At 36.1% G+C, this 19196-nt stretch carries 23 protein-coding genes; 19 read left to right on the forward strand and 4 right to left on the reverse strand.

Annotated features, from left to right (window positions below; all coding sequences use genetic code 11):
• Positions 1-3: 3 nt before the first annotated feature.
• Positions 4-783 carry a DUF2935 domain-containing protein gene (locus AC1Q8N_RS13495; protein ID WP_493521208.1) on the forward strand — a complete coding sequence of 260 codons (780 nt, stop codon included), beginning with the start codon at positions 4-6 and terminating at the stop codon, positions 781-783.
• 17 nt (positions 784-800) lie between these two features.
• Here AC1Q8N_RS13495 and ku read toward each other — a convergent pair whose 3' ends face one another.
• The gene (gene ku / locus AC1Q8N_RS13500) at positions 801-1613 is read right to left on the reverse strand and encodes a non-homologous end joining protein Ku (protein ID WP_098079846.1); all 813 of its coding nucleotides are present in this window, start codon (positions 1611-1613) and stop codon (positions 801-803) included.
• A gap of 349 nt (positions 1614-1962) precedes the next feature.
• Between ku and AC1Q8N_RS13505 the strand changes: the two genes are divergently transcribed.
• The 4 genes from AC1Q8N_RS13505 (at position 1963) to AC1Q8N_RS13520 (ending at position 3706) form a co-directional block, all read left to right on the forward strand.
• Entirely contained in the window at positions 1963-2244 is a 282-nt protein-coding gene (locus AC1Q8N_RS13505) for a YkvA family protein (RefSeq protein ID WP_000733852.1), read from the forward strand.
• A gap of 11 nt (positions 2245-2255) precedes the next feature.
• Positions 2256-2861, forward strand: a complete 606-nt coding sequence (locus AC1Q8N_RS13510) for a DedA family protein (protein ID WP_000435010.1) — start codon at positions 2256-2258, stop codon at positions 2859-2861.
• Positions 2862-2972: 111 nt separating this feature from the next.
• Positions 2973-3341: a DUF3992 domain-containing protein gene (locus AC1Q8N_RS13515; protein WP_064470958.1), complete on the forward strand. Its 369-nt coding sequence runs from the start codon at positions 2973-2975 to the stop codon at positions 3339-3341.
• A 20-nt stretch (positions 3342-3361) separates the two neighbouring features.
• Complete coding sequence (locus tag AC1Q8N_RS13520; RefSeq protein ID WP_000525813.1) at positions 3362-3706, forward strand: DUF3992 domain-containing protein; 345 nt, start codon at positions 3362-3364, stop codon at positions 3704-3706.
• Positions 3707-3763: 57 nt separating this feature from the next.
• Here AC1Q8N_RS13520 and AC1Q8N_RS13525 read toward each other — a convergent pair whose 3' ends face one another.
• Positions 3764-4189: an S-Ena type endospore appendage gene (locus AC1Q8N_RS13525; protein ID WP_098068530.1), complete on the reverse strand. Its 426-nt coding sequence runs from the start codon at positions 4187-4189 to the stop codon at positions 3764-3766.
• Between the two features lie 351 nt (positions 4190-4540).
• On the opposite strand from AC1Q8N_RS13525, the gene AC1Q8N_RS13530 reads away from it, so the two are divergent.
• The 3 genes from AC1Q8N_RS13530 to AC1Q8N_RS13540 all read left to right on the forward strand — a co-directional run bounded on the left by AC1Q8N_RS13530 (position 4541) and on the right by AC1Q8N_RS13540 (position 7470).
• Complete coding sequence (locus AC1Q8N_RS13530) at positions 4541-7003, forward strand: LamG-like jellyroll fold domain-containing protein (RefSeq protein WP_493521209.1); 2463 nt, start codon at positions 4541-4543, stop codon at positions 7001-7003.
• Positions 7004-7083: 80 nt separating this feature from the next.
• Positions 7084-7287 carry a hypothetical protein gene (locus AC1Q8N_RS13535; RefSeq protein WP_000391504.1) on the forward strand — a complete coding sequence of 68 codons (204 nt, stop codon included), beginning with the start codon at positions 7084-7086 and terminating at the stop codon, positions 7285-7287.
• A gap of 12 nt (positions 7288-7299) precedes the next feature.
• Complete coding sequence (locus tag AC1Q8N_RS13540; RefSeq protein WP_001174844.1) at positions 7300-7470, forward strand: hypothetical protein; 171 nt, start codon at positions 7300-7302, stop codon at positions 7468-7470.
• Between the two features lie 28 nt (positions 7471-7498).
• On the opposite strand, the gene bcaP is transcribed toward AC1Q8N_RS13540, so the two are convergent.
• Complete coding sequence (gene bcaP / locus AC1Q8N_RS13545; RefSeq protein WP_493521210.1) at positions 7499-8902, reverse strand: branched-chain amino acid transporter BcaP; 1404 nt, start codon at positions 8900-8902, stop codon at positions 7499-7501.
• Between the two features lie 180 nt (positions 8903-9082).
• Between bcaP and AC1Q8N_RS13550 the strand changes: the two genes are divergently transcribed.
• The 9 genes from AC1Q8N_RS13550 to AC1Q8N_RS13590 all read left to right on the forward strand — a co-directional run bounded on the left by AC1Q8N_RS13550 (position 9083) and on the right by AC1Q8N_RS13590 (position 16942).
• On the forward strand, positions 9083-10306 hold the full coding sequence (locus AC1Q8N_RS13550) for a cation:proton antiporter (protein ID WP_098079900.1): 1224 nt from the start codon (positions 9083-9085) through the stop codon (positions 10304-10306).
• A gap of 125 nt (positions 10307-10431) precedes the next feature.
• Entirely contained in the window at positions 10432-10746 is a 315-nt protein-coding gene (locus AC1Q8N_RS13555) for an outer surface protein (RefSeq protein WP_087979550.1), read from the forward strand.
• Between the two features lie 29 nt (positions 10747-10775).
• On the forward strand, positions 10776-11639 hold the full coding sequence (locus tag AC1Q8N_RS13560) for a MurR/RpiR family transcriptional regulator (protein ID WP_048545687.1): 864 nt from the start codon (positions 10776-10778) through the stop codon (positions 11637-11639).
• Positions 11640-11948: 309 nt separating this feature from the next.
• Complete coding sequence (gene murQ, locus AC1Q8N_RS13565; protein ID WP_493521211.1) at positions 11949-12833, forward strand: N-acetylmuramic acid 6-phosphate etherase; 885 nt, start codon at positions 11949-11951, stop codon at positions 12831-12833.
• Between the two features lie 24 nt (positions 12834-12857).
• Positions 12858-14222 carry a PTS transporter subunit EIIC gene (locus AC1Q8N_RS13570; protein ID WP_098080779.1) on the forward strand — a complete coding sequence of 455 codons (1365 nt, stop codon included), beginning with the start codon at positions 12858-12860 and terminating at the stop codon, positions 14220-14222.
• A 48-nt stretch (positions 14223-14270) separates the two neighbouring features.
• Positions 14271-15335: a DUF871 domain-containing protein gene (locus tag AC1Q8N_RS13575; RefSeq protein WP_493521212.1), complete on the forward strand. Its 1065-nt coding sequence runs from the start codon at positions 14271-14273 to the stop codon at positions 15333-15335.
• 160 nt (positions 15336-15495) lie between these two features.
• Positions 15496-15900, forward strand: a complete 405-nt coding sequence (locus AC1Q8N_RS13580) for a DoxX family protein (RefSeq protein WP_001077749.1) — start codon at positions 15496-15498, stop codon at positions 15898-15900.
• Between the two features lie 155 nt (positions 15901-16055).
• A complete protein-coding gene (locus tag AC1Q8N_RS13585) occupies positions 16056-16457 on the forward strand; it encodes a nuclear transport factor 2 family protein (protein WP_048545680.1) in 402 nt (133 codons plus the stop codon).
• Positions 16457-16942: a PRK06770 family protein gene (locus tag AC1Q8N_RS13590; protein ID WP_048545679.1), complete on the forward strand. Its 486-nt coding sequence runs from the start codon at positions 16457-16459 to the stop codon at positions 16940-16942. The genes AC1Q8N_RS13585 and AC1Q8N_RS13590 overlap by 1 nt, the downstream gene beginning before the upstream one ends.
• A 33-nt stretch (positions 16943-16975) precedes the next feature.
• Here the strand turns inward: AC1Q8N_RS13590 and AC1Q8N_RS13595 are convergent, their stop codons facing one another.
• Entirely contained in the window at positions 16976-17887 is a 912-nt protein-coding gene (locus tag AC1Q8N_RS13595) for a DMT family transporter (protein WP_048545678.1), read from the reverse strand.
• A 205-nt stretch (positions 17888-18092) separates the two neighbouring features.
• Here AC1Q8N_RS13595 and AC1Q8N_RS13600 point away from each other — a divergent pair, with 205 nt between their 5' ends.
• Together AC1Q8N_RS13600 and AC1Q8N_RS13605 are read left to right on the forward strand one after the other, a co-directional pair.
• On the forward strand, positions 18093-18587 hold the full coding sequence (locus AC1Q8N_RS13600) for an Lrp/AsnC family transcriptional regulator (RefSeq protein ID WP_048545677.1): 495 nt from the start codon (positions 18093-18095) through the stop codon (positions 18585-18587).
• A 128-nt stretch (positions 18588-18715) separates the two neighbouring features.
• Positions 18716-19171, forward strand: a complete 456-nt coding sequence (locus tag AC1Q8N_RS13605) for an N-acetyltransferase (protein WP_048545675.1) — start codon at positions 18716-18718, stop codon at positions 19169-19171.
• Positions 19172-19196 lie beyond the last annotated feature (25 nt).

Raw genomic sequence — 19196 nt, forward strand, 5'->3', positions numbered from 1 at the left:
TTAGTGGAGAGAAATTATGAAGAAAGTGCGTTGTTTGAGCATCAATTTTGGCTAAAGGTACTTACTGATCATGCGCAATTTTTACTTGATGCATTAGCTCCGAAGGAAAAAGAGGATATAAAAAAAGCTACTTACTTTGTTGAAACATTTACGAATTTGTTAAATAAAGTTCGGAATGTGAATCTGATGGCATTCTCAAAAGAGGCAGAACAAGCTGCTAAGGAAATTCGGACGTTTAAATTAAGTATTATACAGAAGCAGTTGGAAGGGAAAATTACTATTCATTTTACACCAACCTTTATTAATCATATGGTAAACGAAGTGGAAGAGTATATAACGGTTTTAGAGTTTTTGAAGAAAGGGGAAGTTCCGCCTGTTTTTCATGAATTGCATTATCATCTCGTTTGGTTAACGGATGCGGCTGGTCATGCGGGCTCTATTTCTGGTGGGCTAGATCTTGTTGAAAAAAGATTAAAAGAGAAAAGCGAAGAATTTACGAAGCATTTTGAACAATTTTACTTAAAGGCAGTTGAGATGACTGGGTATTTACGAACGGAGCTTCATCATTTTCCAGCATTAAAGAAGTTTACAAAAGATGTTTCACTTGAATTGAAATTATTTTCGCATTTTTTACATGAAGTGGAAGAGCTCGAGTTATTGCATGAAGTATTAAGTGCACTATCAGCTAGAATGGCAGATCATATGGCAAGAGAGGAATGTTATTATTTATTAAAATTAGCTCAATCATCTGGACTCGAAATGCCGAAATGTAATCCGCTTTAAAGAACAAGAGGTCAATTTCATTTGGCCTCTTGTTCTTTTTTGTTTTCTCTTTTTATTTTTGCTTGTTCAATGCTTGCCTGTAATGTCTCCATAATATTAATGATGTTCGGAGCTGGAGAGATTGTTTCAGTTTTTTCCTGTTGTTCAATTTTATTCTCGATTAATTCGGTAAGGGCTTCTGCATATTCATCTATATACATTTCTTGTTCAAAAGGATTTGTAAGGTGGTGGATTAAATTAATTGCTGCGGTGAGTTCTTGTTTTTGGATAGGGTAATTTTCATTACTTGGTAAGTTAGGTGTATTTGTTATATCGCGAATTTCATTAGGGTAGTGGATGGTTTGTAACATAAGTCCATCTTCAAAGTTACGGATAATAGCTAAATGTTGTTTTTTTCTAATAGAAATATGAATAAGCCCAAGTTTATTTGTACGTTCAAGAGCTTCTTTTAATAATAAATATGATTTTTCATATCCTGGGGTAGGGCCTATAAAATAAGAACGGTCATAAAGAACAGAATCGATTTCGTTATTTTGGATAAAAGATATAATACGAATGGATCGTGGTTCGTGAGCTTTTTGCAACGCAGCTAATTCTTTTTCATCAATAATGATGTATTTATGAGGTGCATATTCATAGGCTTTTACAATATCTTTATCATCAATTTCTTCATCCGTACAATCAGGAGCAAATTTTTTATATTTAATAGGTGTTAAGCATTCTTTATGGAGACTTAAAAATTTTATATCGGTTTCTTCTACGGCGCTATATAGTTTAATTCCTATATTTAATAGTCCAAGTGAAAGTGCACCTTTCCATACGGTATGCAAATGAAACCTCTCCTTTCATTCAAAAATGATTATGTATATTATGAGATAGTAAGAAATTTCCTATACGTTTTTTGTTTTTTACGGAAGGGTAAGCAGGAGGGATTGGATATAAAATATATTGACAAGCCCTCTGAAATATTTTAATGTGAGTGTATAAAATTGTGTATAAAGGGGAGTAACTTATTACAGTAAAGTCGTCATTACAGGGAGAAACCCTCGGCTTTATTGGCAACGTTTCGTTGTTAGTGAGACCTTTACCAGCAATGGTAAAGGCCCCTTATTGTCTTTTTTAGGACCCTTACCATAGTTGGTAGGGTCCTTTTTGTATACAAAGAGAGGAGAAATAAAAATGAAAAAACTTATTAGTAGATTAAGAGTTGTATTTCATGTCCGTCGTTTCGTTCCATTTCTATTTGACTTTTTTACTTCAAAAGAGGTTTCAATAAAGAAGAAAATTTTATCTGTTGCTTTTTTAGTTGGGTATGTTGCGATGCCGCTCGATTTAATTCCAGACTTCCTGCCGTTTATCGGTATTTTAGATGATATTGGAATTGTGTTATTCATTTTGAACAGAATTGTAAAAATGGCGCCAGTTCAATTACAAGAAAAGCATAACGTAAACGTAGGATAGGAGTTAAAAATATGGAGCAAATTATTTTAGATATAATTGAGTTTTTAAAGCAGTTTTCTTATTTTGGAGTTGTGTTAGCATTAACGTTTGAATTTATTCCAGCAGAAGTAGTGTTGCCCATGGTTGGATATTGGGTGTACGAGGGGGATATGAATTTTTGGCTAGCTGTATTAGCTGGAACACTTGGCGGAACGACAGGACCATTAACGTTATATGCACTCGGTTATTACGGTGGTCGTCCTCTATTAATAAAGTACGGGAAATACTTCTTTATTAAAGAAGAACAAATTCAAAAAGCAGATGATTTCTTTGAGAAATATGGACCAGTTGTAGCATTTGTTGGACGCTTTGTACCGGGAGTTCGAACGCTTATTTCTGTTCCATGTGGTATGGCAAAAATGAACATATGGAAATTTAGTATATATACATTTGTAGCAATGTTCCCGTTAACGACTTTGTATATTTATTTTGGGATGAAATTAGGTCCGCATTGGGCAAAAGCGGCGGATGTTGTTGGACAATATATGCTACCGATATTACTAGTCGTAGTTATTGTTGTAGGTGGTATTTTAATCTATAAATTTATGAAAAAAAGAAACAGAACGGAATCTATCTAGTCATTAGTACAGAAGTTGTCTTATTTTTTGAAAATAGATGAATAGTACAGGCAAAAGACTCTAAAGGACATACACATATAGGGAATAAAAAAAGAGAGAGGGGAAACAACTATGTCTTGTGAGTGCTCAGGGGCTGCATTAACTTGTTGTCCAGATAAAAATTATGTACAAGATAAAGTGTGTAGTCCGTGGTCTGCTACTGTAGTTGCAACAGCAATTGATAATGTTCTTTATACAAATAATATTAACCAAAACGTAGTTGGTACTGGTTTTGTTAAATATGATGTTGGACCAGGCCCAATTACTGTAGAGGTGCTTGATTCTGCTGGTACTGTACTAGATACACAAACATTAAATCCAGGAACGAGTATCGGATTTACGTATCGTCGCTTTGATATTATACAAGTCGTGTTACCTGCAACACCTGCTGGAACGTATCAGGGAGAATTTTGTATTACAACACGTTATCCACTTTCATAGCAGAATAGGAGAGGATCAAAATGGGAATGAGAAGTTCCAGTTTGTCTTGTTGTTCTAATAAAACACTTGTGCAAGATCAAGTATGTACAGACTGGTCTATTACAGGTGCTGGTACTCAAATTGTATATACGAATAATATTACACAAGAAGTATATGGTTCAGGTTACGTGAAATATGATGTAGGGGCGGCTCCGATTACAGTTGATTTTTTAGTAGGCGCTACGGTAGTTGATACTGTTACTGTTCAACCGCAAAGTAGTGGTACTTTCACTGTACGATATTTTACAACTGTTCGAATTACTACGACAGGCACAACTGTTAATCAAGGAGAGTTTTGTATTACTGTACGTTATCCGATTTCATAAAAAAGCATACCGTAAATGGTATGCTTTTTTTATTGAGGAAGTAATGAAATTAGTATTTTATAAGCAACATGTAAATTGACAACAGTACTTACCTTCTAAATATAGTGAAGGATTACTTTGTATATTGATAATCCTGACTGATTGTAAGTCTTTTCCTGTGTATGATATTGTATTACCAGGAAACACAGTGAAAACATTAGTTGCTGCTCCAACGATTTGAATTGTAATTGCTTCTGTGCTGCTAGTACTATTGTAAACCGAGACATTACCTGATATAAGTAGTATTCCATCACTTTGCCACAGTATCATTGATTGTGATGCATCTTTGACAGAGGAGATGGTGTTATTCGTTATGAGGAAATTCCCTGCAAATTCATTAGTTACTCGCTCGCAACTTGGATTTGGAGGAGGGGGCGGTGGACAAGGTTCTGGACAAATGATAGATAAAGGAGCGAAACAGCCAATATTTTTTTGTTTCTTCAATACAACCCCTCCTTTTAAGTTGTCTTTTACTATTATTAAATGTAGAAGCATGGCCGATGTGTTAAAAAAGAAGGAAATGTTAAAAATTAAGATTGTCTAATAGGCTTAAACCTTAACTTATCATTAGTGTTATAGAAAAGATTATATGTGAATCATCATAGGAAAAGAATGACCAGACTCTTTTAGACAAAAGGTGGTTGTATACAATAGTACGAGGAATGTTGGACTTAACTTATAATTAACTGTATATTTACAAAAATCTAATAAAATTAATTTGTTATTTAAACGGCATTAATATGTTTTAGATAAAATAGCCCTTGTAATGAATCAATTATTATGAGGAGGATTCACGTGGAAAGAACTATTTTACGAAAAGTAAAAGGCCTTATTGGATTATTAATGGTTTTTGTATTAGCGTTTGTATCATTTCCGTGGAGTACATCAGTCAAAGCGGAAGAGAAGAAGCAAGAAAAGGCACCAAGTGAGAAGAAGATCGTTTTTCCAGTCGTAAGTGATGTACATATTAAAAATAGTGGAACGGATGATACGTTTCGCTGGAAACGAGCAATCGAGCAACTTAATACACTTGCACCTAAACAAGATGCGTTCGTAATTGTGGGAGACTTTACTGATTCAGGATCGGTACAACAATATGATCGTTTCATGCAAGTATATAATGAAAATGCAAATAAAGATGCGGTACGAATGAATTCTCTAGGCAATCATGATTATTGGAACGGTTTAACTGTAGAGGGAGCGCAGAAACGTTTCTTAGAAAAAACAGGTATGGAATCGATTTACTATCATAAAGTGGTGAAAGGGTATCACTTCCTTGTAATGTCTCCAGAGGATGGGACAACTCACGGATATTATTCAGACAAGCAAATTAATTGGTTAAAAGAAGAGATGGCAAAAGCTCAAAAAGATGATCCAGAAAAACCAATTTTCGTATTTTTACACCAACATATTAAAGATACAGTATACGGTAGCCAAGAATGGGGAACAAAAGATAGTGCGAAAATTAATGAGGTATTAAAACAATACCCACAAGTTATTACGTTTTCAGGTCATTCACATTATCCGTTAGATGATCCAAGATCGATTCATCAAAAAGACTTTACATCAGTTGGCACATCTTCAGTAAGTTATATGGAGGTTGAAGGTGGTAAAGTACAAGGAAATATCCCGTCAGGAGCTAGTACATTAAGCCAAGGTTTATTAGTAGAAGTAGATGATAAAGAAGTAACGATTAATCGCCGTGATTTCCATACAAATTCTTGGACAGGTGAGCCTTGGAAAATTAAATTACCATCAAAGAAAGACACATTTACACATGTAGAAGATCGTGATAAAGAAAGGCCATACTTTGCAAAAGATGTGAAGTTGTCGGCATCAAATGTAACAGAAAATGCAGCAACAGTAACATTCCAGCAAGCGTTGGACAACCTTCTTGTTCATTCTTACCGTGTACAAGCGAGAGATAAGCAAACGGGAGAAATAAAGAATAAATTGTTAGCATTCTCAGAGTTTTATCGTGATCCAGTGCCGAAAGAACTGACATTTACGCTTGCAGGACTAGATGGCGGGAAAACATATACACTGGAAGTCGTTGCGATTGATTCATTCGGCAACGAAAGTGTACAACCATTAACGGCAGAGATTACTACGAAAAAAGATAATATTGACCCGAATGTGAAAGTACCAAAGGCGGATGTTTTTGATGTAAACTTTGCAGATGGTACATTTAAAGACAATTCATCATTTGGTACAAAAGGTGATGTTAAGGGTAATGTGACTATTGAATATGATAAAGTGTTGAAAAAGAATGTTATGAAGCTAAACGGAAAAGCAAATACATTTGGATACCTTCCGTTTTCAGCAGCACAAAAAGAGAAAGTAGCAAATACATTTACATTAGAAACTGTGTTTTCAATGAATGAAATTCGCGGACAAGGTATTTTACAAAATACAGAGAGCGGCGGAATTGGTTTTGAATCTACAGGAAGTGGTTATGTAGAATTATGGGCTCATATTGGTGGAAGTTATAAACGTGTTGGCGTTCAATTAGAGGCAAATAAAACGTATCATTTAACAGGAACGTATAACGGAAGTGAAGTAGCAATTTACGTAGATGGTAAAAAAGTAAATAGCCAACCAGCTACAGGGAAAGTATATCACCCGAACGTACCATTTGCGCTTGGGGCAGACCCTGATAGTAATGGGAATGGTGGTATCCCGCTAAATGGACAAATTGCGCTTGCAAAATTATATAGTAAAGCATTAAGTTCTTCAGAAGTATTAGCAGCGTATAATGAGTTTTCTAATCGTACAAAATTAGAGCAAGTAAACGCGTTATATGAAGAGCTTGGGAAAGTGAAAGAAGTGTTAGCTGGTACGTATGAGTTTGGTGACAAACCAGGTCAATATTCAAAGGAAGCATTTCAAGCACTAGAGAAAAGCTATAACACTGCAAAGCAAGCATTTGAAAATGTAGGAAGTACTGGAGAGCAGATCGTTCAAGCGTATAACGAATTAAAAACAGCTAATGTAACATTTGTACAATCTAAAGTAGCAGAAGAAAAACCGAAAACACTGAAAGAAAAATTACAAATCAATATTGAATCTGCAAAAGCAGTAGTGAAAAAAGCGCAAGCTGCAAATGTAACGGACGGTTCAGTGAAATCATTGAGTCAAAAAATTACAGTGGCAGAAGCTGTATTAAAAGATGCGAAAGTAAAAGATACACAAGTAGAAACGATGAATCGTACGATGGAATATGCGATTTCACTCGTTGAAAAAAGCATAAACAAATAAGAGAGAAGAGAAAGAAGCTTATCATGATAGGCTTCTTTTTTGTTATACTAAAAGTAGCATAGAATGAAGGAGCGAATAATTTGGAAGAGAAAAAGCTAAAAAGAATTCTTGAATATGTATGGATCGCGGTTGTGCTCCTTGTAGGATATTATTTCTTAAAAGAGAAAAGTATATGGGTTCTATTTTTAATGACGTTTTTATTAGCGGGTTTAGGCACGTTATTTATTAACTTCTTCTTTGATAGTTTAAATGCATGGAAGAAGAAAAAGAAGGGAACGAAGTAAAGGAGGGAACATATGCAAAAGTGGAAGCTTATATATCAGGTGATTATTTTCCTATTGCTTGTAGGTATTGGCGTTTTTAAATACGCTACACCGATAGGAAATTGGGCATCGTTTACAGCTTGCATCGGCATATTTTTCATTTTACAATCGTTAACGAAAAAATATAATAATACAGAAAGATAGCTCACCGTTTTATCGGCGAGCTATTTTGTTATGCTTTTTTCTCTTCATCATTTGTTTTTTCAGTAGCTAAATGGCTATGTTTTCTAGAGTAGAAGAAATAGAAGCATAAGCCGACTAGAAGCCAAACTGCAAAGCTTATCCATGTCGTTTTAGACAAATTGATCATTAAATATAAACAGCAAAGAATTGCAACAATTGGTAATACAGGTACGAAAGGGGTACGGAATCCGCGTTTTAAATCAGGATGTGTTTTTCGTAAAATAAGTACAGCGCAGCAAACGAATGTGAATGCTGTTAACGTACCGATGTTTACTAAATTCGCTAGTAAATGTAAGTCTAAAAGTCCTGCTAATAAAGCTGACACAACACCAGTAATCCACGTGTTTAATAAAGGGATTTTTACTCTTTTATTTACACGTGCTAACGCTTTTGGAAGTAAACCGTCGCGGCTCATTGCATACGAAACGCGAACTTGTCCATACATAACGACTAAGAGAACGGTTGTCATTCCAGTCATCGCCCCAACAGCGAGTAGTCCTGCAATTGTATCTTCGCCAACGAAATGTAAGGCAAACGCAACCGGATCAGAAACATCTAATTGTGTATACGGAACCATACCTGTTAAAACGAAAGATACAATCATGTATAAAACAGTACAAATAAGAAGGGAACCGATAATGCCAATTGGTAAATCGCGCTGTGGTTTTTTCGTTTCTTCTGCAGCGGTTGCGATTGCATCAAAGCCTAAGAAGGCGAAGAATACAGTGGCAGCCCCAGTAATGATACCGTCGTATCCGAATGGAATGAACGGCGTCCAATTTTCAGGTTTTACATATTTTGCCCCTGCTACGATAAAGGCGATAATAACAGCTAACTTAATAAGAACCATAATATTATTAATGCGTGCGCTTTCGCGTATACCAAAACTTAAAAGACCTGTAATGAGTAGTAAAATACAAACAGCCGGTAAATCGATAAGACCACCTTTTCCTACGCCAGGGGCCGAGGCGATTATGGCGGGCAGATGAACGTTAAACCCTTGTAGTAAAGATTGTAAATAACCAGACCAACCGACAGCTACTGCCGCGACTGCAAGTAAATATTCTAGCATTAAACACCAGCCGACGATGAAGGCGACGACTTCTCCGACTGTCATATATGCGTAAGTGTACACACTTCCTGAGACAGGAATAGAAGAAGCAAATTCAGCATAACAAAAGGCTACACAAGCACAAGTAAATGCAGCAATAAGGAATGATAACATAATACCAGGACCAGAATGTTTCGCTGCGACAATACCTGTTAATACAAAAATCCCTGTCCCAATTACGGCGCCAATTCCTAAAAACGTTAAATCAAGTGCAGTTAATGTTCTATCTAACTGCCGTGGTGATTCAGTACTAAGCGGTTTTTTTCGTAATAATGACTTCACTTTGGACTCTCCCCCCGTTTTTTCATTTTCATAACTGCGAATATAGTATGAGCCCACTAGAAAAGAGTATGTAAGTAAATGGAGGTACAGTTATGGTAGGTTGTTTTTTAAAATTGCTGGATTAATTTTATTATAATTCAGAATATTTTGTCAAATAAAAATGTGACAAATAAAATGCGAATGAATAGGGGAAACTACTGGCAGGAATGGACGAGGGTTAACAGAGTGACAAAACCACTCATAAAAGTTTTACTTTATAAAGTAGGAGAAGATGTTATGTTATTTTATTTTGAACTTGTCGTCATTTTACTTTGTACGAAATTAGCTGGTGATATTAGCGTTAGGCTTGGCCAGCCTTCTGTACTTGGTAAATTAATCGTTGGTATTATTATCGGTCCGGCTGTGCTTGGTATTATTAATAGTTCTGAATTGATCGATGAACTGAGTGAAATTGGTGTTTTACTACTTATGTTTATGGCAGGACTTGAAACAGATTTAGAAGAGTTAAATCGAAATTTGAAATCTGCATTCGCAGTAGCGATGGGAGGAATTATTTTCCCATTCCTTGGTGGGTATTTAGCGGGACTTGCATTTGGAATGTTACAGTCGCATGCGATCTTTTTAGGGTTATTACTTTGTGCCACTTCGGTTAGTATTTCTGTTCAAACACTAAGAGATTTAGGGAAAATGAATACGAGAGAAAGTACGACGATTTTAGGGGCAGCTGTATTTGATGATGTAATTGTCGTTATTTTATTAGCATTTGTGATGAGTTTTTTAGGCACACAAGATGTAAATGTAACGCTTGTCATTGCAAAGAAAATTGTCTTTTTTGTCAGTATCGTTTTCATCTCTTGGAAAGTTGTTCCATGGATTATGAAAATGCTCGTACCACTTCGCGTAACAGAAGCGTTAATTAGTGCAGCTCTTATTATTTGTTTCTCATTTTCGTATTACAGTGAAATGATGGGGATCGCAGGTATTATTGGGGCATTTGCAGCCGGAATTGCCATTTCGCAAACAGAGTATAAGCACGAAGTAGAACATAAAATTGAACCGATTGCTTATGCAATATTTGTACCGGTGTTCTTCGTAAGTATTGGAATGGAAATTACATTTCAAGGTATCGGAAGCCAGCTTTGGTTCATTATCATCATGACGCTTATTGCAATTTTTACAAAGTTAATCGGATCAGGTTTAGGAGCAAGACTGACAGGGTTCAACCTTCAATCTTCTATTAGTATTGGTGCGGGGATGGTTTCGCGCGGAGAAGTGGCGCTTATTATCGCAGCGAATGGACTTGCGGCGAATTTATTAGCGAAAGAAAATTTCACAGCGATTGTTATTGTTGTTATATTAACGACGATTATTACGCCGCCGCTTTTGAAAAAATATTTTGTATAGAGAGGAAGAGCTTATCTGATGTAGGTAAGCTCTTTTTTTATTGGAAAAAGCAATAGTCATATAGCATGAATAGGTTGTAATTATGGTAAAATCTACGTATATGATAAGTCGAGGAGAGAAAATGTTTGAGGATTACGAAGGGGAAGGTTATCGGTGTAATCATACTTATTGCGCTATGTATACCATTTACTGCATGGAAAGAGTCAAAAGTGAAAGACTTTCCTGTTTCTATTTTTTCTTCCTATGTAGAAGACGAAAACCCGAAAGACTATAAGTACACTGCTTTTGTACCTGACTTTGCAATTTGGATACATGGATGGGAAAAACAGCGATCTGAAGGTGAAATAACGTCATATAAAAAAGGGGATCGAACTGTAATTGTTCACCATCCTCCTGGCGATGATGGTTTTTATCTTTTTGAAGCAAGAGAAAATAAGTGAAAGCAACCGTAAGAAGTGGAGGTTAAATAGTGAAAGCTTCAACATTACTATTTAAAATTGAAAGTAATATGGATCAATTTTCACCAGCTGAAAAGAAGGTTGCCATGTACATAATGGGGAATGCAGAAATTGTTCCGAACTTAACGACGAAAGAAGTGTCAACGAATGCGGGCGCAAGTGAGGCGAGTGTTGTTCGCTTTTGTAAGTCGATTGGGATTGGAAGCTTTAAAGCATTTAAAATCGCGCTCGTTCGTGAATTGACGATTGCTGATTATAATATTAATGATTTTTCAGTTATGAATACGGAAGATGGACCGTATGACTTGTTTAATAAAGTTACGTATGTGAATAAAGCTGCAATTGAGGCGAGCGTTACCGCGATAGATAAAAAGGAACTTGAGAAAGCTGCAGATCGTATTGTAAATGCAGATAAAATTATATTTTATGGAGTAGGCGGATCAGCTACTCCTGCGATGGACGGGGCTTATAAATTTACAAGGCTCGGATTTACAGCGATGATGCTATCAGATTTTCATATGATGTTGCCGCTTGTGACGAATTTAAAAGAGGGCGATATATTTGTTGCCATTTCAACATCTGGTCGTACGAAAGATGTACTTGAAATGGCGCAATATGCGAAGAGACAAGGTGCAACAGTTATTGCGATTACAAAGCTTGACCAATCATCACCTTTATATAAAGAAGCGGATATTCGTCTTTGTATGCCAGATGTAGAGCAAGATCATCGTATTGCAAGTATTGCTTCGAGAATGACACAACTGAATATGATAGATGCTTTATATGTGATTACTTTCAACCGAATTGGTAATAACGTATTGGATCAATTTATGGAGACGCGAGAAGAAGCGTTGCGGTTACGGAAGTTAAAGTAGAAGAAAAGATGAGGAGACTCATCTTTTTTTATCCCGCTATTTGCCGGGCAGTAAGACCCCCACTTCAAAATTCAGCGGAAGCAAAGAAAGTTAGGTGGGGGTCGGGCTGCCCGTAAAAGCCCGATTGGTTCAACTAATAATCAGTGGGGATGAACAAAACCCCACTGATTAAAGTTTCACTTTATTATCTTTGACAAAAATATGTCATGTCGTGAAATTTAATTTCATAAAATAAGAAAGAGTTATTGATTTTTAGTTTCTTAAAGTTATAATAAAAGTGTGAAATATAATTTCAAAGAGGGTGGTAATATGTTAGAAAATTTATCGACAGAACATCGTAATGAGAAGACGATGAATCTGGATGAGATGAGCATAAAAGAAGTGTTACAAAGTATGAATGAAGAAGATCGAACTGTTGCGTTAGCAGTTGAAAATGAGATAGAAGAAATTGAAAAGGTTGTACAGACTGTTATTAAATCTTTTGAAGAAGAGGGACGTTTAATTTACATTGGTGCTGGTACGAGTGGCCGTTTAGGTATTTTGGATGCAGTGGAATGTCCGCCGACATTTGGCACAGATGATAAAATGGTGCAAGGATTTATAGCAGGTGGATTGAAAGCGTTTACTAAGGCAGTGGAAGGTGCAGAAGACCGCGAAGAGTTAGCAGAAGAAGATTTAAAAAGTATTGGATTAAACGAGAAAGATACAGTGATTGGAATTGCGGCAAGTGGTCGAACTCCTTATGTAATTGGCGGTTTGAAGTACGCAGCTAGCGTGGGAGCGAGCACGGCGAGTATTTCTTGTAATAAAAATGCTGAAATAAGTAAATATGCAAAACTAAATGTGGAAGTAGAAACAGGCGCAGAAATTTTAACAGGCTCAACGCGTTTGAAAGCTGGTACAGCGCAAAAATTAGTACTTAATATGATTTCAACAGCTTCTATGATTGGTGTGGGGAAAGTATATAAAAACTTAATGGTAGATGTTCAATCTACAAATGAAAAGTTAGTAGAACGATCAAAACGCATTATTGTGGAAGCAACAGGTGTGAGCTATGAAATAGCAGCAGAGTGTTATGAAAAAGCAGAACGTAATGTGAAAGCCGCGATTGTTATGGTGTTACTACAGTGTGAGTATGTGGAAGCACTGGAGAAATTAAAAGAAGCGAAAGGGTTTGTGAAGAAGGCACTATAAAATAATAGGGAGGGGGATTCTATTATGAAGAAAGAAGAGAAAATGGCCAAAGAAATATCAGAGCAACTTGGGGGAGTAAAAAATATTCGTGGCATTGCTCATTGTATGACGAGGCTACGATTAACGCTTCATGATGAAAGTAAAGTGAATATGGACCTTTTGAAAAAGGTTGAAGGGGTTATGGGCGTTATTGAAGATGAGACGCTTCAAGTTGTTGTTGGCCCAGGGACAGTAAATAAAGTAGCAGCTGAAATGGAAGGATTAACGGGACTGCGAATCGGTGAGGTGGCAGATCATCACCTTGAAGACCTTGGGCAAGAAATGAAGTCAGAGATTAAGAAGAAAAATAATACACCAGTGAAAAACTTTTTACGAAAAATAGGAAGTATTTTCATTCCGTTAATTCCAGGTCTTGTTGCGTCAGGTATTATAAACGGGGTCGCTAACTTTGCGAAAAACGCAGGTGCTGATCCGAATGCAACTTGGCTACAAATGTTACTACTTATTGGCGGCGGTATCTTTACATTCTTAGGAATTTTAGTCGGCTGGAATACAGCGAAAGAATTCGGCGGGACACCAGTTCTTGGGGCAATTGCTGGTATTTTAATTTTCAACCCGGCGATGGCGAACGTAAAGTTATTTGGTGAAGCGCTCGTACCCGGACGGGGCGGATTGTTTGCAGTTATTTTTGCAGCATGGCTTATGGTTGTAGTAGAAAGACAAGTTCGAAAAGCAGTGCCAAATGCAGTTGATATTATCGTGACACCGCTCATTACTGTGTTAGTCGTAAGTATTGTAACGATGTTAGCCATTCAGCCGGTAGCAGGTTTCTTATCTGAAGGAATTACAAGCGGAATTAATGGTATTTTAAGTATTGGCGGCGCATTTGCGGGAGCAGTACTTGCTGGAACATTTTTACCTCTCGTTATGGTCGGATTGCATCACGGTTTAACACCAATTCATATGGAGTTTATTAATCAAACGCACGTAACGCCTTTATTACCAGTACTAGCAATGGCTGGCGCTGGGCAAGTAGGAGCCGCGATTGCCATCTATGTAAAAACAAAAAACAAACGACTTCGTAACGTAATTAAAGGTGCATTACCAGTTGGATTTTTAGGAATTGGCGAACCGTTATTATACGGGGTTACATTACCACTTGGGAAACCGTTTCTTACAGCTTGTTTAGGTGCAGCAGTTGGCGGTGCATTCCAAGCAGTTATGAAAACAGCTGCACTCGGAATCGGTGTATCAGGATTATCATTAATTCCGTTAATTGCTGATAATAAATATTTATTATACTTCCTTGGATTAGTAGTGGCATATACTTTCGGATTCATCTTTACGTACTTCTTTGGATTCAAAGAAGAAATGGCAGAAAACATATAGAGAAAGGGATTCCTTTCTCTTTTTCTATTCATAGAAAGGGAGATTCATATGATAGGAGTTTCAATTTATCTTTCAAAAGAACGAGTAAAGAAGCAAGAAGAGTGGCTAAAAGTAGCGAAGGAAAACGGGTTTTCATCTATTTTTACATCACTTCATATACCAGAAGATGAACCCGGTACGTATAAAGAGTTAATTCAAATACTTGGGAAACAAACTCTTGAAAATGACATGGAATTAATGGTCGATGTTTCTCCAAAATCGTTACACCATTTAGGGATAACGTATGAAAATGTGGAGGAGCTATTAGACTGGGGCATTACAGGCTTAAGAATGGACTACGGCATCAAGCCGAAAGAAATCGCACGCGTATCTCATAAAATGAAAGTAGCTTTAAATGCGAGTACGATTACAGATTCATTTTGGAAAGAGTTAATCATAGAAAATATAAAAGTAGAGAATGTAGAAGCGTGGCATAATTTTTATCCGCGTCCAGAAACAGGACTAGCAAAGTCCTTTTTACAAAAACAAAACGAATACTTACATGAGTGCGGAATAAAAACGATGGCATTTATTCCGGGAGATGATGAAAAACGTGGTCCGTTATATGAAGGCTTACCAACGTTAGAAAAGCAACGCAATATGCGCCCGCTTGAAGCGTACTTAGAACTTGTACAACATTGTGGTGTCGATAAGGTGTTAATCGGGGATATAAGCGGAAGTGTAGAAAGTGTACAAGAGATAGCGAGTGCGAGTAGAGGAATTATTCCACTGCGGTATAAATCGTTTATATGCGATAAAGAAGCATTAAAAGTGGTGGAGCGAGTGCATACAAATAGACTAGATCCAGCTCGTGATGTCATTCGTTCAGTTGAATCAAGAGAAGGAAATAGAGTGATTTTAAAGCCGATGCATACAATTGTAAGAAAGAAAGGCAGCATTACAATTGATAATGAATTGTACGGTAGATATGCAGGAGAGATGCAAGTTGCCACACATGATTTGCCTAAAGATGAGAAAGTGAATGTTGTTGGCATGGTTGTAGAAGAGGACTTGTCTTTATTGCCGTATGTTGGCGCTGGAAAAATGTTTCAACTTTTTTATGCGATAGAGTAAAAGCTTGAATTAGCACTATTTTGTAGGAAAACATTATCCGTAAAAGGGATAATGTTTTTTGTTTTCTTAAAAAAAGTATTTGACGAATGAAATGAAATACCGTATTGTTTTGACTTGTAAATAAAAGTTCACCATAACAAAACAAAAAGGAGAGTTCAAAATGAACCAATATATTGGGAATTTAATTATTCGTATCGTGTTAGGAGTGACATTCTTTGCGCACGGTTTAGCGAAGTTTCAATCAGGTATCGATAACGTAGCAGGATGGTTTACAAGCATCGGCTTACCAGGGGGTCTTGCATACGGCGTAGCAACAGTTGAATTAGTTGGTGGTATATTATTAATTATCGGTTTAGGCGTAAGATATGTAGGACTATTATTCGCTCTTATTTTAGCTGGAGCTATCGTAAAGGTAAATGGAGCAGCAGGTTTATTAGGAGATGGAAAGAATCCAGGGTATGAATTAGATCTTGCATTATTAGCAATGGGTGCGTATTTATTCGTTGTAAAAGCAGAAGGATATGTAGATCGCTTCGTAAAAGAGAAAGTAATGAAAGCGAAGTAAACTTATTTATAAATTGTTGACTTGAATCATAATTGTAACTATAATGATTACAACTAGTGGATTAAGAATAAAACAATTTAAATATTTTTTTACACAAGATGTAACGTTATTGGTTACATCTTGTGTAAAAAATAAATAAAACGGGAGGAAGTAATATGCCTAAATCAAATTTAGAAATTATTCGAAGCACGTATGAAGGGTCAGCTTCTTCAAATGCAAAACATTTAGTAGAAGCCCTCTCTGAAAAAGTAGAATGGACAGAGGCAAAAGGATTCCCTTATGGGGGAACTTATATAGGTGTAGAAGCAATAATGGAAAATGTATTTAGCCGATTAGGATCAGAATGGCATGATTATAAAGCGAGTGTAAATATGTACCATGAAGTAAACGGAAAAGATGTAATTATTGCTGAAGGTGTTTATTCAGGAGTTTATAAAGAAACGGGAAAATCATTTGAAGCAGAGTTTGTTCATGTATGGCAACTAGAGAATGGAAAAATCGTGAAGTTTAAGCAGTATGTAGATAGTCATATTGTTAAGGAAGCGATGAAGAGCTAATGCTTTTTAAATGGATTGTAGGAATATGTATTACAATTATAGTAATCATCTCGTCTATAGTTGGCGGAAAGAAATTGCTTGCATATGTGGAAAAAGAGAATAAAAATATTCAAACCCAGCAAGCGGAAAACGAAAAAGAGAAGAAAGTTGTAGAAGAATCTCCACAAGCTAGTGAAGGTGAAATTATTTCTACTATGCATAAAATGGTGCACCAAAAAGTAAAATCCTCTGAAAAATGGGGATTTTTAGAAATGACAAAAAAGGAAATTTTTAATGTAAAAAGAGATATTGAAAATAGTACAGGTTTTCAATATAAAATGAAGTTATTCTCTATTATAAATAGATGGGAAAAAGGAGATTTTTCTCAAACTGTTGAGGAGCACAACTTTTTATGGAGCCTTCAAGGTGGAGATACTGGCAAGGCGACGGAACGTTTATCACTAGAAGAGGAAAAGCAGTATATAAAAGAAATGAAGAGTAAATAAAAACATCGCCACTCGGATGACGATGTTTTTTCATTAATAATGTTTTCGCATTAAAGGTCTAACAGGCTGAACGGTAACCGTTTTGAAATGAGAAAATAAATAACATCCCGTCACAACGATCATTGTCCCGAAAATTTGTATCCACGTTAGTTCTTCTCCGAGGAAAAGAAATGCTAAAATAGCTGTGAAAATTGGATTGAAGTTTAGAAAAATACCGGATGTCGTAGCCCCTAATTTTTGCACGCCAATATTCCAGAACACCATACAAAGAACTGTGGAAATAAGCCCAGTATATAAAAGGGATGTTAGGAAAGAAGTATTTATGTTTGTAACAGTGAAGCTCCCTATGTTAAATGGTAGTAATAAAATAACGCCGAAAATTCCTGAGTATAATGTTGCCATGAGCGGTGTCGTTGTTTTTGTTGCCCATTTACTACAAACAGAATAGATTCCCCAAATACAAACAGCCGCAATCATCCATAAATCGCCGCTATTAAAATGTAGTGAAAATAAAAGTGCAAAGTTACCTTTTAATAGGACAAGAATAACCCCAAAGAATGAAAGAACCATGGATAGGATTTGAAGTGTATTTACTTTTTCTTTTAGAAATAAAACAGAAAATAATGCAATTGAAATCGCATTTAATGTAGAAATAAGCCCTACATTCGTTGCGGATGTTTTTTCTAGTGCTAAAAATTGAAAGATGTTAAAAAGAGCGACCCCTGAGATTCCCATTAGTATTAACGGAAGTATTGCCGCGCGAGGTGGAATGATTTTCTTTTCTTTAAACCATACCATCGGTAATAAACAAACGATCGCAATCATCCATCTTAAACTTGTTAGTGTCATCGGAGACGCGTGATCAACGAGTGACTTTCCAACGACGAAATTTCCCCCCCATAATAAGCTCGTTAGTAATAGTAAAAAGACATAAAAATAAGGCATATTAAAATCCCCTTTGTTGTAATCAATATGAATTGTAAATAATTTTAGCATTTTTCTTTGTTGTGTAATATATTCTTTTGTATAATGGATAAAAGTTGATAAAATGTTTTGTTTTGAATAATATTTACGGAATGATATTCAGTTTTATGTAAGGTGTAAGGTGTTTTTTCGAATAATCATCGGTAAGAAAAAAGGGGGCATTGTAATGGAGTCGTCTGTTATTAAAGTGTTAGATGATTTAGATGTACAAATTTTAGATATATTGCAGAAGGAGTCACAAGTAAGTAATGCAGAGCTAGCACGCCGCGTTAATTTATCACCAGCTGCGATGCATGCGAGAATAAAAAGATTAGATGGAGAAGGGTTCATTGATAAGCAAGTAGCCATTTTAAATCAAGAAAAGCTTGGTTTTGATTTGTTATGCTTCATTTTTATGAGTACAAATATTCATCAATCGGATAAACTTGACGTGTTGGAGAAAGAATTAGAGTCGATGCCAGAAGTGTTAGAATGTCACTGTTTAACAGGAGAATATGATTATTTATTAAAAGTTGCAAATCGTGATCGTAAAGAGCTGGAGCAGTTTATTCGAAAGCTGAATAAGCTTGGTATTACAAGGATACAGACGAGTTTAGCACTTCGTGAAATTAAATATTCGACGGTATTGCCGATACGAAATGAGGAACCGAGCATCGATTAGATTGCTTGGTTTTTTGTTTGTATAAAGTGATTGACGGGGAGAAAAGAGAGATGTATTATTATATAAAATTATGTATTAAAATTCAATTTAGGTTATAAATATTAATATCGGGGACAAGGGGATATAATATGAAAATCTTTAATGCGGTTACGAGTGATGTGAAAGAAATTTATAGTCTTATTGAAGCTTATGCAAAAGAAGGAGTAGTTTTACCACGTTCTCTTTTATCTCTCTATCAATATTTACAGTGTTTATATGTTGTGAAAGAAAGCGATGAGATTGTTGGGGTTGCTGGTTTACATGTGTTAGGGGAGGACCTTGCAGAAGTCCGGTCGTTAGTCGTCTCGCATACATATGCAGGGAAAGGAATCGGGCGTATGTTAGTGAACCATGTAATAAATGAGGCAGCGAAAATAAAAGTGAATAGAGTCATTTCTTTAACATATGAAACGGAATTTTTTCAAAAGTGCGGGTTTGATTTTGTGAATAGAGATGCGTTACCAGAGAAAGTATGGATCGATTGTAGACATTGTCCAAAGGTGGATTATTGTGATGAGGTGGCGATGATTCGATATGTTGGGTGAAGTTTTCAGAGAAAAAAGGCCCACT

It is taken from the genome of Bacillus sp. GW823-FHT06B01 (assembly GCF_058952315.1).

What these genes read in the sequence shown, in the direction of transcription:
- AC1Q8N_RS13540 (WP_001174844.1), top strand. Translation starts at nt 7,300, where the DNA reads ATGCAAAAGTGGAAGCTTATATATCAGGTGATTATTTTCCTATTGCTT.
- AC1Q8N_RS13570 (WP_098080779.1), top strand. Translation starts at nt 12,858, where the DNA reads ATGAAGAAAGAAGAGAAAATGGCCAAAGAAATATCAGAGCAACTTGGG.
- murQ (WP_493521211.1), top strand. Translation starts at nt 11,949, where the DNA reads ATGTTAGAAAATTTATCGACAGAACATCGTAATGAGAAGACGATGAAT.
- AC1Q8N_RS13505 (WP_000733852.1), top strand. Translation starts at nt 1,963, where the DNA reads ATGAAAAAACTTATTAGTAGATTAAGAGTTGTATTTCATGTCCGTCGT.
- AC1Q8N_RS13515 (WP_064470958.1), top strand. Translation starts at nt 2,973, where the DNA reads ATGTCTTGTGAGTGCTCAGGGGCTGCATTAACTTGTTGTCCAGATAAA.
- AC1Q8N_RS13550 (WP_098079900.1), top strand. Translation starts at nt 9,083, where the DNA reads ATGAATAGGGGAAACTACTGGCAGGAATGGACGAGGGTTAACAGAGTG.
- AC1Q8N_RS13520 (WP_000525813.1), top strand. Translation starts at nt 3,362, where the DNA reads ATGGGAATGAGAAGTTCCAGTTTGTCTTGTTGTTCTAATAAAACACTT.
- AC1Q8N_RS13580 (WP_001077749.1), top strand. Translation starts at nt 15,496, where the DNA reads ATGAACCAATATATTGGGAATTTAATTATTCGTATCGTGTTAGGAGTG.
- AC1Q8N_RS13590 (WP_048545679.1), top strand. Translation starts at nt 16,457, where the DNA reads ATGCTTTTTAAATGGATTGTAGGAATATGTATTACAATTATAGTAATC.
- AC1Q8N_RS13575 (WP_493521212.1), top strand. Translation starts at nt 14,271, where the DNA reads ATGATAGGAGTTTCAATTTATCTTTCAAAAGAACGAGTAAAGAAGCAA.
- AC1Q8N_RS13605 (WP_048545675.1), top strand. Translation starts at nt 18,716, where the DNA reads ATGAAAATCTTTAATGCGGTTACGAGTGATGTGAAAGAAATTTATAGT.
- AC1Q8N_RS13585 (WP_048545680.1), top strand. Translation starts at nt 16,056, where the DNA reads ATGCCTAAATCAAATTTAGAAATTATTCGAAGCACGTATGAAGGGTCA.
- AC1Q8N_RS13595 (WP_048545678.1), bottom strand. Translation starts at nt 17,887, where the DNA reads ATGCCTTATTTTTATGTCTTTTTACTATTACTAACGAGCTTATTATGG.
- AC1Q8N_RS13510 (WP_000435010.1), top strand. Translation starts at nt 2,256, where the DNA reads ATGGAGCAAATTATTTTAGATATAATTGAGTTTTTAAAGCAGTTTTCT.
- AC1Q8N_RS13600 (WP_048545677.1), top strand. Translation starts at nt 18,093, where the DNA reads ATGGAGTCGTCTGTTATTAAAGTGTTAGATGATTTAGATGTACAAATT.